The sequence below is a fragment of the Actinopolyspora sp. BKK2 genome, assembly GCF_011291845.1.
In the GTDB taxonomy this organism is placed as follows: Bacteria; Actinomycetota; Actinomycetes; order Mycobacteriales; family Pseudonocardiaceae; genus Actinopolyspora; species Actinopolyspora saharensis.
Genome location: NZ_JAANTE010000002.1, coordinates 278,285 through 292,920, shown reverse-complemented (window position 1 = coordinate 292,920; position 14,636 = coordinate 278,285). Strand labels below are relative to the sequence as shown.

General features: G+C 69.7%; 12 protein-coding genes and 2 tRNA genes. 5 read left to right on the top strand and 9 right to left on the bottom strand.

Going from position 1 to position 14,636, the window contains the following annotated elements; genetic code table 11:
* Positions 1–28 precede the first annotated feature (28 nt).
* From G9Q41_RS05145 to G9Q41_RS05130, 4 genes are all read right to left on the bottom strand, one after another.
* Positions 29–105 (bottom strand) — tRNA-Asp (locus G9Q41_RS05145).
* Between the two features lie 37 nt (positions 106–142).
* A tRNA-Glu gene (locus G9Q41_RS05140) sits at positions 143–215 on the bottom strand.
* Positions 216–550: 335 nt separating this feature from the next.
* Positions 551–1,156, bottom strand: coding sequence for a ScbR family autoregulator-binding transcription factor (locus tag G9Q41_RS05135; protein ID WP_092525667.1), 606 nt, complete (start codon positions 1,154–1,156; stop codon positions 551–553).
* A gap of 531 nt (positions 1,157–1,687) precedes the next feature.
* On the bottom strand, positions 1,688–1,939 hold the full coding sequence (locus G9Q41_RS05130; protein ID WP_165631940.1) for a hypothetical protein: 252 nt from the start codon (positions 1,937–1,939) through the stop codon (positions 1,688–1,690).
* A gap of 279 nt (positions 1,940–2,218) precedes the next feature.
* Between G9Q41_RS05130 and G9Q41_RS05125 the strand changes: the two genes are divergently transcribed.
* Complete coding sequence (locus tag G9Q41_RS05125) at positions 2,219–2,437, top strand: copper ion binding protein (protein WP_092525665.1); 219 nt, start codon at positions 2,219–2,221, stop codon at positions 2,435–2,437.
* 350 nt (positions 2,438–2,787) lie between these two features.
* On the top strand, positions 2,788–3,300 hold the full coding sequence (locus tag G9Q41_RS05120; protein ID WP_165631941.1) for a hypothetical protein: 513 nt from the start codon (positions 2,788–2,790) through the stop codon (positions 3,298–3,300).
* 74 nt (positions 3,301–3,374) lie between these two features.
* Here the strand turns inward: G9Q41_RS05120 and G9Q41_RS05115 are convergent, their stop codons facing one another.
* From G9Q41_RS05115 to G9Q41_RS05105, 3 genes are all read right to left on the bottom strand, one after another.
* Entirely contained in the window at positions 3,375–4,532 is a 1,158-nt protein-coding gene (locus G9Q41_RS05115; protein WP_165631942.1) for an acyl-CoA dehydrogenase family protein, read from the bottom strand.
* Positions 4,533–4,593: 61 nt separating this feature from the next.
* Positions 4,594–6,714 carry a biotin carboxylase N-terminal domain-containing protein gene (locus tag G9Q41_RS05110; protein WP_165631943.1) on the bottom strand — a complete coding sequence of 707 codons (2,121 nt, stop codon included), beginning with the start codon at positions 6,712–6,714 and terminating at the stop codon, positions 4,594–4,596.
* A 57-nt stretch (positions 6,715–6,771) separates the two neighbouring features.
* A complete protein-coding gene (locus tag G9Q41_RS05105; RefSeq protein WP_165631944.1) occupies positions 6,772–8,388 on the bottom strand; it encodes a carboxyl transferase domain-containing protein in 1,617 nt (538 codons plus the stop codon).
* A gap of 145 nt (positions 8,389–8,533) precedes the next feature.
* Here G9Q41_RS05105 and G9Q41_RS05100 point away from each other — a divergent pair, with 145 nt between their 5' ends.
* A complete protein-coding gene (locus tag G9Q41_RS05100; protein ID WP_165631945.1) occupies positions 8,534–9,139 on the top strand; it encodes a TetR/AcrR family transcriptional regulator in 606 nt (201 codons plus the stop codon).
* 213 nt (positions 9,140–9,352) lie between these two features.
* Positions 9,353–11,068, top strand: coding sequence for a cytochrome c oxidase subunit I (gene ctaD / locus G9Q41_RS05095; RefSeq protein WP_165631946.1), 1,716 nt, complete (start codon positions 9,353–9,355; stop codon positions 11,066–11,068).
* Positions 11,069–11,198: 130 nt separating this feature from the next.
* On the opposite strand, the gene G9Q41_RS05090 is transcribed toward ctaD, so the two are convergent.
* Complete coding sequence (locus tag G9Q41_RS05090) at positions 11,199–11,819, bottom strand: hypothetical protein (RefSeq protein WP_092525658.1); 621 nt, start codon at positions 11,817–11,819, stop codon at positions 11,199–11,201.
* Entirely contained in the window at positions 11,819–12,814 is a 996-nt protein-coding gene (locus G9Q41_RS05085; protein ID WP_165631947.1) for a hypothetical protein, read from the bottom strand. The genes G9Q41_RS05090 and G9Q41_RS05085 overlap by 1 nt, the downstream gene beginning before the upstream one ends.
* A gap of 457 nt (positions 12,815–13,271) precedes the next feature.
* Here G9Q41_RS05085 and G9Q41_RS05080 point away from each other — a divergent pair, with 457 nt between their 5' ends.
* Entirely contained in the window at positions 13,272–14,525 is a 1,254-nt protein-coding gene (locus tag G9Q41_RS05080; protein WP_165631948.1) for an MFS transporter, read from the top strand.
* Positions 14,526–14,636: the final 111 nt, after the last annotated feature.

The window sequence follows — 14,636 nt, the reverse complement described above, 5'->3', positions numbered from 1 at the left end:
TCCGCGCCCGGCTCATGGCCGATCGCAATGGCGACCCAGACGGGACTCGAACCCGCGACCTCCGCCGTGACAGGGCGGCGCGCTAACCAACTGCGCTACTGGGCCATGTTTTTGTTGTCGTCACCGGACGGATCCGACTCCGTACCCCCAACGGGATTCGAACCCGCGTTACCGCCTTGAAAGGGCGGCGTCCTAGGCCTCTAGACGATGGGGGCTTATCCAGTCAGCGAACTGACCGAACTTTGCCTCCAACCGGCTTTCCCGTTTTTTTGTGGGGTGCCCCGTTGGGAACGATTAAAAGCTTAGTGCATGCCTTCGCGGCCTCTGCAAGGGGGGGTCCCCAAAACCGCACGAGCCGAGCAAGCCCCCACGCCCGCCTCAACCGTAAGTCCGTGCGCTGCGAAGAACAAACGCGACCTCTCACCCCTTCCCCCGCGATCACCCCACTTCGGGCCGACCCGACCCCCTCACGACCCCCGCGGAGCACGCGAAACCGGTTCTTGTGACCCCGGTCTCACCTCGGAGGTCGCTCAGTGGACCGGCGGAGGGGTCACCGAGAACGCCGGTTGCTCAACCACTCCGGGCTGGCCACTCCGCGCAGAGTGACGCGCCAGACCTCCTCCATGCGCGCGGCCGCGCCCGGCCCCATCTCGGAGCAACCGACCACGCTCGCCCCCACTACCGCCGTGTAGGCGACCCGGGCCACCGCCATCGGATCCACCCCGGGGCGCAGCAGCCCGCTCACGGCGGAGCGCCGGAGCAGGTCCTGCAGCAACGGCTCCCACGCCAGCTCGTGGCTCTCCTCGTCCTCCGCTATGCGGTGACGCGCGAGCTGGGTCCCGGCACGGATCACGACGTCCTGCTCGATCAACCGGGCGGCGTCGTTGAGCATCCCCACCGCGATCGAGAGCGGATCGAGTTCACGACGCAACCAGGCCCGTTGCAGCCGCGGCCAGCGCTCGGCCTGCAGCCGGACCAGGGCCAGCGCCAACTCCTCCTTGGAGGAGAAGTGGAAGTAGAACGCACCCTTGGTCACACCACTGCGCCGCAGGATCGCGCTGAGCGGCACGGCGTCGTAGCCCGCTCGGTCGAACTCCTCCGCGGCGGCCACGACGATCGCACGACGGGTCAGTTGGGCACGACGCTGCTGAGGCATGTGCGCGGCTCCGGCGTACGACTGTGGGCAGCGCACCAAAACACACCGTGACGGGCAGGCGGCTACCACCCACGAATGGATGATCAACTTCGCGGAATGAAATTACCGCGCGTGGGCAGCGCTTGCCCATCCGCCTTCCTCTCGAACCCGACCGCACAAGGCTGATACGCACTCACGGCCCGGAAAGTGGCCACCTGGCGGACGTTCAAAAAAGACCCGGGGGTAGGTTTTCCCCGTGGCCACACGGCGGCCCGCCCGGGTCCCGCGAGACGTTCCACCGGGGGGTGTACGTCTCGCGGGGCCTCTCGAAAGCGCGCTGCACCGCCCGCAACGCTTCGGCCGCGGCCGCCTCTCGGGCGAGAGCAGCACAGCCGGCGCACGAGAACTCCAGCCCTCCTGTCGCTCACGAACAGGAGAACGACACGGCGCCCGCGACGGCATCGTTCAGGTGACACCGTTCGAGCGGCACCCGGCACCGTTCAACAGCATCGGCCAGCAGGACCGCTCAGCCGGTCCGTTCAGCGGGCCTGTTCAACGGGACGCGGGCGGGTCCTCCTCGCCCTCCTCGTCCTCATCAGCCGTGAGACCGAGCATCTCCAGCAGCTTCCTGCAGTCTTCGGTGTCTCTGGCCCCGCGCGCCACCGCCATCCGAGCACGGTGTAGCTGCTCCGGAGAGAACCGCACGGCATCACTGCTGCGCTGCGCGGGCACCGAGGTCGAGGACCTGGGGTGACTTCTGTCCTGGAGCGCCAGGAACTTGCGTACGTCGAGCGAGCTGTCCATAACCCCTCCCCGACTAGGGTTCTGCCGCAGGTTATCCACCGGGAGACCTCCTAAACAGCCCCCTGGCGAGTGAAGCGTGAACACGTGAAGTAATCGAGCACCCGCGCAGCAAGCACGAGCCACTCCGCGCGAAGGGGTTATTCCCGCAATGCCCGCCGGATAATCACCACGGACGAGTGAGAGGAAACGGCGTTGCACAACACTTACCCCCTAGGGGTATATTGCGAGGCGGCGAAGCCATTCGAACCAACTTCCCGCAGGTGCGCAAAAGGAGGGGCAATGCCCACTCAGACCTTCACCGTGAACGGAATGACCTGCCAGCACTGCGTCGCCTCGGTGACCGAGGAGCTCGGCGAGATCCAGGGAGTCTCCAACGTCGACGTCTCCCTCGAAACCGGCGGGGTGACCGTCACCTCGGAATCGGAGATCAGCCGGGAAGCCGCCTCGGCCGCCGTGCAGGAGGCCGGCTACACCCTCACCGGCTGGCCCGACGAGTGAGCGAAGCGCGAGCCGCGGCACGTGCTGCTCGCCGCGGAAAGCACCCCTCCGCGGCGAGCACTGCGGATCCCGCGGCTCGGGGCCGCGGACCGGGAACGCGACCCCGAGCTCCCGTCCGCTCGCGCGGCCGCTGACGCGAAGCCGCTTCGCGAGCCCTCCACAAAAGGCGGCCGGACATGCCACAATCGCCCCCGCTGACCCACCCCCGGTCAGCAGCTGTGGAGATCGGCATTGCCCTGCCCCCGCGTTTCCCCTGGCGCGGGGGCTTGCCGGACCGAGTTGCCCCACTCGGACGAGTGAGCACCCCCACATCCGCTGTTCCGTCCGGTCCGAACAGTTATCGTGTCGGCGTGGTTCTAGGACGGGCGAAGATCGGACGTCGGCAGCGCACGGACGAGGCCGACACACAGCAGCAGGCCCAGCCGGACAGCGAGCTCGAGTCCTACCTCGCGGCGCTCTCCCCCGAGGAGGATCCGGAGACCACCGGCACCGGCCGCAGCTTCGGTACCTCCGAGGTACACCAACTGCGCCTCCCGTTGATGGCCAACGAACGCCTCAAGGAACTGGCCGCCGAACAGGGAACCTCCCCGAGTGCGCTGGCCAGGGACTGGGTGCTGCAGCACCTGAACGACCATCCCGCGCCGGAGGAGGCCGAGTGGCCCGGCAGCGCGGAATCCCGGCCCGCGCACGCACCCCCCGAGGCGGGCGCCGACGTGCAGTGGCCCGCCGACGAGGGCTTCCCCACCGAGTTCCCCGAGGCTACCGCCCCCGGCAGCGGGTACTCGCGCGCGAGCTTTCCCGAGCACGGGGTCGAGGAGACCGACACCGAGATCACCATCCCGCACGGGCAGTACCGCTACTGACCTCCCGCGGACGGCACGCCCCGGCGGGGCGTGCCCCGATCCGGTGGGCGAACCGCCCCGCGGAACAGCCCAGATCAGGCGGGCAGCCCGAGTTCCCTGGCGATCAGCATCCGCTGCACCTCGCTGGTGCCCTCACCGATCTCCAGGATCTTGGCGTCCCGGTAGAACCTGCCGACCGGCGTCTCGTTCATGAAGCCGTACCCACCGAATATCTGGGTCGCCTCCCGCGCGTTGTCCATCGCGGCGTTGGAGGAGGCCAGCTTGGCCACGGCTGCCTGCCGCTGGTAAGGCGCGCCACGCAGCATCCGGCTGGCCGCGTCGTAGTAGGCCAGCCTGGCCGTGTGCGCGCGCAGCTCCATGTCCGCGAGCTTGAACTGGATCGACTGGTTCTGCCCGATCCTGCGCCCGAAGGCGCTGCGCTCGTCGACGTAGCGCAGGCACTCGTCCACGCACCCCTGGGCGAGGCCGACCCCGAGAGCGGCGATGGCCACCCGCCCCTCGGTCAGGGTGGCCAGGAACTGCGCGTACCCGCGTCCACGCTGCCCGAGCAGGTTCCCCGCGGGCACCCGGCAGTCCTCGAAGACCAGCTCGTGGGTGTCGGAGGCGTTCCACCCCACCTTGGAGTACTTGGGCGAGACGGTGAAGCCCGGTGTTCCCGCGGGAACGATGATGGTGGAGATCTCCTTGCCCCCGTCCGGCTTCCTGCCGGTGACGGCGGCGACCGTGACGAATCCGGTGATATCGGTCCCCGAGTTGGTTATGAACGCCTTGGAGCCGTTGAGCACCCACTCGGAGCCGTCCTGCTCGGCCGTGGTGCGGCAGGCGCCCGCGTCGGAACCGCCGTCCGGTTCGGTCAGCCCGAAGGCCCCCAGCAGCTCGCCCGCGGCGAGCCGGGGCAGCCACTGCTCGCGCTGCTCCCGCGTGCCGAACCGGTAGATCGGCATGACCCCCAGCGACACCCCGGCCTCCAGGGTCACGGCGACCGAGGAGTCCACCCGCGCGAGCTCCTCGATGGCGACGCAGAGCGCGAGGTAGTCACCTCCCATGCCGCCGTGCTCCTCCGCCACGGGGAGACCGAACAGCCCCATCTCGCCCATGCTCGCCACCAGCGGATGGGGGAACTCCTCCCGCTCGTAGTAGTCCCCGATCACCGGGGCCACCTCCTTGAGCGAGAAGGACCTGACCGCCTGGCGCAACTGCTCGTGCTCCTCGCTGAGCTGGTAATCGACCATCCCGACCTCCTGCGCGGTTCGCGGCGTGGATGTGCCGCGCCGACCTGTCACCCGAGGAGGTTCACTCCTCGGGGGTCCCGTCTCCGTCCGCGGTGACCACCGCGAGCGGCTGTTCCAGCTCGACCGCCTGGCCCGTGGTCGCGAACACCTCGGTGACGGTGCCGTCCACGGGGGCGGTCACGGTGTGCTCCATCTTCATCGCCTCGACGACGAACAGCGCCTGGCCGCCGCGCACCCGCTGATCGGGCTCGACGTTGCTGACCAGCACCGTTCCCGGCATGGGGCTGGTGACCGCACCGTCGCTCACGTTCGACTTCCCCGCCGCGTCGGCGAGCAGGTCGCGCTCGGTCAACGACCAGGCGCCCTCCGCGGAGGCGAGTCGGACCGTCCGCCCGGACAGCGCGTAGCGGTAGCGCCTGGTTCGCCCCTCCAGGGTGACCGTGAGCACGGAGTCGTCGCGCCCTGCGCGCAGCGGGCTCGGCCGACCGGCCTCCTCGTCCGGACCCGGCTCGACCAGCGCCTCGGCCGCCGTGGAGTCCCCGCGCAGCCACACGGTCCTGCGCTCGCCGGAGACCTCGAAGGTCCAGCTCATCCAGGCCCGGCCACCTATCCGCCAGCCGGTGAGCGCCTCCCAGGGATCCGCTCCCGGCCCGGCCGGTTCCAGTTCCGCCAGCCGGACCGCCGCGGCGGCGATCAGCACGTGCTCGGGCGGTGCCTTCCGCTGTCCGCTGTTGTCCAGCAGCTCCTCGAGCTCCCGTTCCACGAGCCCGGTGTCGAGCTCGCCCGCGCGCACGTCCGGGTGGTTCAGCAGCGCGCGGAGGAAAGCGGAGTTGGTGTCCAGCCCGAGCAGCGTCGTCTCGGCCAGCGCCCCGTCCAACCTGCGCAGCGCCTCGGAGCGGGTCGCCCCCCACGCGATGATCTTGGCCAGCATCGGGTCGTACTCGGAACCGACCCGGTCACCGCCGCGCACTCCCGAATCGATCCGCACCCCGGCCGCGCGCGGCTCGTGGAAGCGCAGGACCTCACCACCGGTGGGCAGGAACTCCCTGGCCGGGTCCTCCGCGTAGAGCCGGGCCTCCACGGCGTGGCCCACCACGTCGAGCTCGTCCTGCCGGAACGGCAGGGTCTCGCCCTCCGCGACGCGGACCTGCCACTCGACCAGGTCGATCCCCTCCGGCCGCCCGTCCCCGCTCCGCGCGGGCCGGGTCGCGCGCTCCTGCTCCCGCCCCACGGAGGTGACCATCTCGGTCACCGGGTGCTCGACCTGCAGCCTGGTGTTCATCTCCATGAAGAAGAACTCCTCCGGCTTGTCCGCCGAGACGATGAACTCCACCGTGCCCGCGCCGACGTAGCCCACGGCACGGGCCGCCTCCACGGCGGAGGCCCCGATCTCCGCGCGCGTGGCCGGGTCCAGCAGCGGCGAGGGGGCCTCCTCGACGATCTTCTGGTGCCTGCGCTGCAGGCTGCACTCCCGCTCCCCGAGGTGGACCACGTTGCCGTGGGAATCGCCGAGCACCTGCACCTCGATGTGCCGGGGGCGCGTGACGAAGCGCTCCACGAACAGGGTGTCGTCGCCGAAGGCCGCGCGGGACTCCCGGCGGGCCGCGTCGATCGCAGGGGCGAGCTCCTCGGCGGTGTGCACGAGCCGCATCCCCTTCCCGCCGCCGCCCGCGGCGGGCTTGAACAGCACGGGGAGACCGGTTTCCAGCGCCGCTCGCCGGAGCTGCTCGTCGGTGGCCCCCTCGGCGCCGCTTCCCGGGACCAGCGGTACGCCCGCATCGGCCACGGTCCGCTTCGCGCGGATCTTGTCGCCCATCGAGTCGATCGCGCCCGCGGGCGGGCCGATGAAGGTCAGGCCCGCCTCCGCGCAGGCCGCGGCGAACTCGGCGTTCTCGGACAGGAAGCCGTACCCGGGGTGCACGGCCTGCGCCCCGCAGGCCACTGCCGCGTCCAGGATCCGGTCGCCGCGCAGGTAGCTCTCGGCCGCCGCTGCCGGTCCGATGCGCACGGCCGTGTCCGCCTCGGCCACGTGAGCCGCATCCGCATCGGCGTCGCTGTGCACGGCCACGGAACGAATCCCCAGCCGACGCAGCGTCCTGATGACGCGCACCGCGATCTCCCCGCGGTTGGCCACCAGCACCGCGTCGAAACGCCGCTCTCCCGACGGTTGTGCGTGCACCATCTCCCACCTCCGGCCTGCGCTCGTACTCGCCGACATCCGCTCTCGCTCCACGTTCGGTCACATGCGGAACACGCCGTTGTTCACCGGCCCCAGCGGAGCGTTCTCCGCCGTGGCCAGGGCCAGTCCGAGCACGTTCCTGGTCTGCTTCGGGTCGATCACCCCGTCGTCCCAGATGCGGGCGGTCGAGTAGTAGGGGTGGCCCTGCTGCTCGTACTGCTCCCGCACCGGTTGCTTGAACTCCTCTTCCTCCTCGGCCGACCAGTGCTGACCGCTGCCCTCTAGCTGGTCGCGCCGGACGGTGGCCAGCACCGAGGCGGCCTGCTCCCCGCCCATCACCGAGATGCGGGCGTTCGGCCACATCCACAGGAACCGCGGCGAATAGGCGCGCCCGCACATCGAGTAGTTGCCCGCGCCGAACGAGCCCCCGATCACCACGGTCAGCTTCGGGACGCGGGCGCAGGCCACGGCGGTGACCATCTTGGCCCCGTGCTTGGCGATCCCCCCGGCCTCGTACTCCTTGCCCACCATGAAGCCCGAGATGTTCTGCAGGAAGACCAGCGGGATCTCCCTGCGGTCGCACAGCTGCACGAAGTGGGATCCCTTGAGCGCCGACTCCGCGAACAGGACACCGTTGTTGGCGACGACGCCCACGGTCCTGCCGTGGATGCGGGCGAATCCCGTGACCAGGGTCTGCCCGTACTCGGGCTTGAACTCCGAGAATCGGCTGCCGTCGACGATCCGGGCGATCACCTCGCGCACGTCGTAGGGGGTCCTGCTGTCCGTGGGGACCACCCCGTAGAGCTGCTCCGGGTCCACGGCCGGCTCCTCGACCGGGGCCGGGAGCGCCGCCGAGGTCCGCCTCCCGCCGTCGGCGGTGCCCACGATGGAGCGCACCATGCGCAGCGCGTCGGCGTCGTCGGCGGCCAGGTGGTCGGTGACTCCCGAGGTTCGGGCGTGCAGCGCGCCGCCGCCGAGCTCCTCGGCGCTCACCTCGGCTCCCGTGGCCGCCTTCACCAGCGGCGGCCCGCCGAGGAAGATGGTGCCCTGCTCGCGCACGATCACGGCTTCGTCGCTCATCGCGGGGACGTAGGCCCCGCCCGCGGTGCAGGAGCCCAGCACGGCCGCGATCTGCGGGATCCCGCGCGCGGACATCGTGGCCTGGTTGTAGAAGATGCGGCCGAAGTGCTCCCGGTCCGGGAAAACCTCGTCCTGGCGCGGCAGGAAGGCCCCTCCGGAGTCCACAAGGTAGATGCAGGGCAGGTTGTTGTGCAGGGCCACTTCCTGGGCGCGCAGGTGCTTCTTCACCGTGACCGGGTAGTAGGTCCCGCCCTTGACCGTGGCGTCGTTGGCCACGACGACGCACTCGCGGCCGGCCACCCGGCCGATCCCGGTGATGATCCCCGCGGAGGGGGCCTCGTCCTCGTAGAGCCCGTGCGCGGCCATCGGGGAGAGCTCGAGCAGCGGCGAGCCGCGGTCCAGGAGCGCGTCCACCCGCTCGCGCGGCAGCAGTTTGCCGCGCTCGACGTGCCGCCGCCTGGTCTTCTCCGGCCCACCGGCGCGGACGCGGGCGAGCTGCTCCTCGAGGTCGGCGACCAGCGCCGCGTGCTCCGCGGTGTAGCGCGCGTAGGAGTCGGCCGTCGGGTCGACGGCGGTGGGCAGTACCGGCGCATCCATCTCGTTGACCGCACCTTCCGTTCTCGTTCCCGCCCCGCGCAGTGGGACTGCCGGCCGAACAGGCACACTCCCGGCAAAGTTGTTAGCATTCGTTAACGTATCTATGTTAACGTTTTCTAACTGACTTCGTCTAGTATCGGAGTCGATGACGAGCAACGCCGCCGAACAGCCTCCCGCCTCGCCCCGGACCCCCTCGCGGCGCGAGCAGATCCTCGGAGCCGCGGCGGATCTGTTCGCACGGTACGGATTCCACGGGGTCGGAATCGACGACATCGGAGCGGCTGTCGGCGTGTCGGGCCCGGCGCTGTACCGGCACTTCCGCAGCAAGGACGCCATGCTGGGCGAGATGCTCACCGGCATCAGCGAGAAGCTGCTCCGCGGCGGCCGCGCCAGAACGACGAGCACCCCGAACCCCGCCGAAGCGCTCGAGAGCCTGGTGCGCTGGCACATCGAGTTCGCGCTCACGAACTCGGCGCTGATCACCGTGCACCTGCGCGACCTCGACAGCCTGACCGAACCCGACCGGCACCGGGTCAGGGAGCTGCAGCGCGGCTACGTCGAGGTCTGGGTGCAGACCCTGCTGGCCGTCCGGCCCGAAATGGACGAGGACACCGCACGCGCCGCCACCCACGCCGTGCTCGGGCTGATCAACTCCACCCCCTACAGCGCGCGGCTGGACACCGGCACCATGTCCGAGCTGCTGCACCGCATGGCCATGGGCGCGCTGAACACCGAACCCGAGCCGGGCTGAGCCCGCCGACCGGAGCGCCCCGGACTCCCGACCGCTGCGCGACCGCCGCGCGACCGCTGCGCGGAGCGCTCCGCCCGCGGCCACGTCGCGCCACCTCGCGAACGGCCCAGCCTCCGAGCCGGACATCATCCCATCGGGCTAAGAGCACGTTTTGCGAGCCAACAGCACCGGCGCAAGACTGGACCGGCGTGCCACCGAGCCGAAGGAGGCGGGATGGCTACTTCCGGTACACGTCCGACACCGGTGCCCACGCGCGCGTCGGAAGGAGCACGCGCCCCGAAGGGCTCGGTGCTCGTGGCGCTGAGCCGCACCACCGATCCGAAGCAGATCGGGATGCTGTACCTGTCCACGGCTTTCGCGTTCTTCCTCATCGGCGGCCTGCTGGCCATGTTCCTGCGCGCGGAGCTCGCCGCACCCGGTCTGCAGGTGCTCTCCCAGGAGCAGTACAACCAGCTGTTCACCATGCACGGCACCATCATGCTGCTGCTGTTCGCCACCCCGATCCTGTTCGGGTTCGCCAACGTGGTGCTGCCGCTGCAGATCGGCGCCCCGGACGTGGCCTTCCCCCGGCTGAACGCGTTCTCCTACTGGCTGTTCCTGTTCGGCGGGCTGATCGTGATCGGCAGCTTCATCACCCCCAACGGAGCGGCCGACTTCGGGTGGACCGCCTACACCCCGCTGGCCAGGAGCGAGTACAACGCGGGGATCGGCGGGAACCTCTGGATCACGGGGCTGATCGTCTCCGGCCTCGGCACCATCCTCGGAGCGGTCAACATGATCACCTCGATCGTGTGCATGCGCGCGCCGGGGATGACCATGTGGCGGATGCCGATCTTCACCTGGAACATCCTGGTCACCAGCCTGCTGATCCTGGTCGCCTTCCCGATCCTGACCGCAGCGCTGTTCGGGCTGCTGGCCGACCGGCACCTGGGCGCGCACGTCTTCGACCCCGCCAACGGCGGCAGCGTGCTGTGGCAGCACCTGTTCTGGTTCTTCGGCCACCCCGAGGTCTACATCGTCGCGCTGCCGTTCTTCGGCATCATCACCGAGATACTGCCGGTGTTCTCGCGCAAGCCGCTGTTCGGCTACACCGGCCTGGTGTACGCGACCTGGGCGATCGGGTTCCTGTCCGTGGTGGTCTGGGCCCACCACATGTTCGTCACGGGTGCGGTGCTGCTGCCGTTCTTCTCGTTCACCACGTTCCTGATCGCCGTGCCCACCGGCATCAAGTTCTTCAACTGGATCGGCACCATGTGGCGCGGTCAGATCACCTACGAGTCGCCGATGCTGTTCAGCGTCGGCTTCCTGGTGACCTTCCTGTTCGGCGGGCTGACCGGGGTGCTGCTGGCCTCACCACCGCTGGACTTCCACGTCTCGGACACCTACTTCGTGGTGGCGCACTTCCACTACGTGCTGTTCGGCACGATCGTGTTCGCCGTGTTCGCGGGGCTGTACTTCTGGTTCCCCAAGATGACCGGCCGGATGATGGACGAGCGCCTGGCGAAGGCGCACTTCTGGCTGACCTTCATCGGGTTCCACACCACGTTCCTGGTGCAGCACTGGCTGGGCAACGAGGGGATGCCGCGGCGCTACGCCGACTACCTGCCGACTGACGGGTTCACCACGCTCAACGTGATCTCCAGCGCGGGAGCCTTCCTGCTCGGCGCCTCGATGCTTCCGTTCCTGTACAACATCTTCAAAAGCTACCGCTACGGCGCGGTCGTCAACGTCGACGACCCGTGGGGCCACGGCAACTCGCTGGAGTGGGCGACCTCCTGCCCGCCCCCGCGGCACAACTTCCACGAGCTGCCGCGCATCAGGTCCACCCGCCCCGCGTTCGAACTGCACTACCCGCACATGTCCGAGCGGATGGAGCTGGAGGCCCACGTCACGCGGCAGGGCGGATCCGGCGGGGAGCACCGGGCCTGACCCGGCCGGACCGCCCCGCACCGCGCTGACGACGGCGGAGCCGAGCCACCCGGCCGCGGGCGAGGCGGCGACTCGACGCGGTTGGAGCGCTCCCCGCTGAGCGCTCCCCGCCGGGAACTCCCCGGGGGAACTACTCCTCGGGCATCGGTGCGGCTCCGGGGATCTCCTCCCGGTACTCCCTGGTGCGCGGCGGCATGGTCGGACGCTGCTGCTCGATCCCGGCCGCGTCGAAGCGGGACGGGTGGGAGTTGTTGTTCGACAGGGGCTGGATCCGCTTGCCCGTGTTGACCACGCAGCCCTTGCCGGGAAGGGCCTTGCAGACGGGGCACTTGACCTGCAGCACGGTACGTCGCGCCCGGATGTCCTCGATCGCTTCGTCGGCGTCCTGTCCTCTGGCCTCCAGCAAAGCGGCCGTGGCCCGCTCCCAGCCGCGCAGCGACTCCTCCGCCGAGGGACGGCGCTTGGCCTTGATCTCCGCGCTCTCCGCCTTCTGGATCTGCTGGTTCCGGTACTCCACCCACTCCCGGTGGATCACGCTGGTCGTCACGGAGGTGGAGTTCCTCCGGTAGTGCTCGACGACCACGGACTTGGCGAAGTCGGCCGGGATGTCACCGAGCGCCGCGGCCCACGACTCCGCGGACAGGTCGGCCTTGCCCTGCTGCTGCTCCGTCTTCGGATAGGCCAGGGACTCGAACGACTTGTCGTAACTGGCGACGAGCTGGAAAAGCTCGGGCAGCTCGTAGGTCTCCATCAGACTCCTCCCTCGTTCGAGGACCCGTCGACGTCGACGACCCTGGAATCGTCCTCCCGCTCACGAATGTTCGCACGCAACCGCTGCTTGTTCTGCGCGGCGACGTAGTGCGCCTGCCTGGGCAGGTCGAACGCCCTGCGCCCGAACGTCGGCTCGGGCAGGCACTTCGGGCACTTGCGCACCCGGCCGTCGTCCTGCTCGATGTAACCGTTGTCGCACTCGGGGGTGCCGCAGTGCCCCGGCAGCGGCCGCGTGCGCGCGACGGTGCTGCCGGACGTGGAGAAGTTCGGAACGGTGACCTTCCGCTGCTCGGAGCCGCCGGGGCGTTCGGGCTCGGGAGAGCTGCTCTTGGCGACCTCCCTGCTCGAGGAGCCGCTCGAGGAGTTGTCGTAGACGTCGCGCGCGGAGCGCTGGAGCGCCTCCCCGTAGCACTCGGGGAACTTGCTGGGGGCGGCCTTTTTGTCCCTCCAGATGTTGAGCGCAGCTATGAGGTCACCGGTGTTGGCCAGCGGGGACAGCTCCCGCTTGGCCCGGATCTCCTTGGCCAGCTTCTCCAGTATGGAGTCGGGGAACGGCGTCTTCTGCTGCTCGGCCCACTGGCGCACGATGCTCTCCGAGGTCATCGTGTTCGCCGAGGGGGTCTCGCCCGCGGGCTCCTGCTCGGGCTCGCGCTGCGGGGTCTGCTTGGCCACCGGAGCGGTGACCTCGGTCGCCAGGGTGGTGCGCTCACCGCGGGGCACGGCGCCGGAGTGGACCGTCCAGCGCACGCTGCCCGACTCGGAGGCCCCGGTGAGCCAACCGCTGCCCTCCAGCTCGGCCACCAGCGCTATCGGGTCGGCGGCCCCGGCAGAAGCGAGGTCGTCCAGTCGAACGCGGCCGTGGGCCTGGATGAGTGCGTACGCTGCTCGGGCCTGCAGGCTCACGGAATTGTCCAGAGCCAGTTCGATCGGGACGGCCGTCCAGCCGTCCCACCCAACAGAAAGCGCACCATCCATAGGACGACTCCTCCATCGGTGTCACAACGCCGTGCCGGGACAGGCTATACCTGCGGACACGGGGCTCCGACAACGTGAGTCGCACTCGGGCCACGTCGCGTCGAGGCGTTCCGCTCGGGTCGTCGCGGATGTTCGGGCGGCTCCCGGAGCCCACCCTGCCGCACCCCCGCGGGAGTTCGGGGACACCACTCCGAGCTTGTCCTCCGGTCGAGTGAAACAGGGGCGATCACGTACGTGGCGCCGTTCATAATCGATGCAGGAACAAATCCCGAACGGGTAGCGTTGTGGTGTGCCGGGATGCGCGACGACGCGCGACCCGCATCGATCATGAACGGTCCGGGCCGAGGGCCCACGCTCATTCGACTGTCGTCCATCTCTCAACCGCCGGTGAGGACCAGATCAAGTCCCGCGGCGGACGAAGCTGTCGGCGTGTTCGCGCTACACCGGAGGAGAAGCGTTGCCTGTTGCCCTGCTGGCACTAGCCATCGCGGCGTTCGGGATCGGCACCACGGAGTTCGTCATGATGGGGCTGCTTCCCGAAGTGGCCACCGACATGGACGTGACGATCTCCGCCGCGGGCGGATACATCTCGCTCTACGCGCTGGGGGTCGTCGTCGGCGCACCGCTGCTCACCATCGCGGGCATGCGCGTGCGCAGGAAGACCATGCTGCTGAGCATGCTGGGGTTGTTCATCGTGGGCAACCTGCTGTCCGCCTTCGCACCCACGCACCTCTCGCTGCTGGGCGCGCGGTTCATCGCCGGGCTGCCGCACGGCACGTTCTTCGGCATCGGCGCCGTGGTCGCCGCGAGCCTCGTCAGCAGGGACAAGCGCGGACGGGCCATCTCGATGATGTTCGTCGGGCTCACCGTGGCCAACATCGTCGGCGTGCCGCTGGGCACTCTGCTGGGACAGGCCATCAACTGGCGCTGGACCTTCGGCTTCGTCGCGCTGATCGGGGCCGTGGCGCTCCTGGCGGTCAGCGCGCTGGTGCCGCGCCAGGCCAAGCCGACCGAGGCCAGCCTGCGCGGCGAGCTGACCGCGTTCAAGCGCCCGCAGGTGTGGCTGGCCTTCGCGGTCGTGGTGTTCGGCTTCGGCGCGATGTTCTCCTTCTACAGCTACATCAAGCCGCTGCTGATCCAGGTGAGCGGTTACACCCCGGTGGGGGCGACGGTGCTGCTCGCCCTGTTCGGAACCGGTATGACGCTGGGGACCGTGATCGGCGGCAGGTTGGCCGACCACTCCCCGATGCGCACGCTGTACGGCTTCCTGACCGCGCTGGCGATCGTGCTGATGATGTTCACCTTCACCGCGGAGAGCACGGTCCTCGTCGCGGCCAACGTCTTCCTCGTCGGCCTGACCGGTTTCGCCGCGATACCGAGCATCCAGGCACGGATCCTGGACCAGGCCAAGGAGGCCCCGTCCCTGGGTTCGGCGAGCATCCAGTCCACCTTCAACATCGCCAACTCCCTCGGCGCCTACCTCGGCGGGCTGGTCATCGCAGCCGGCTTCGGGCTCATCGCCCCGAGCTGGGTCGGCGCCACGCTCGCTCTCGTGGGACTGGCCTTCGCGGTGCTGTCCGGCAGGCTGGACCGGCTGGGCCGCGCCGGAACCACCGTCAAGGCGGAGGCGCACGGCAGGCACACCGCCACCCCCCAGAGCAGTGCGGAACCGGTGGACGCGGGGAGCGGTCCCGGCGACCGCACCGGCTGACCGCACCCATCCCGGCCGCCCGTCGGAGGGGTGCGCGGACCACTCCGCTCCGACGGGCGGGCACTCCTCCGCCGGGGAGAGCGGAAAACAACGACGCACCGCGACGCGCGA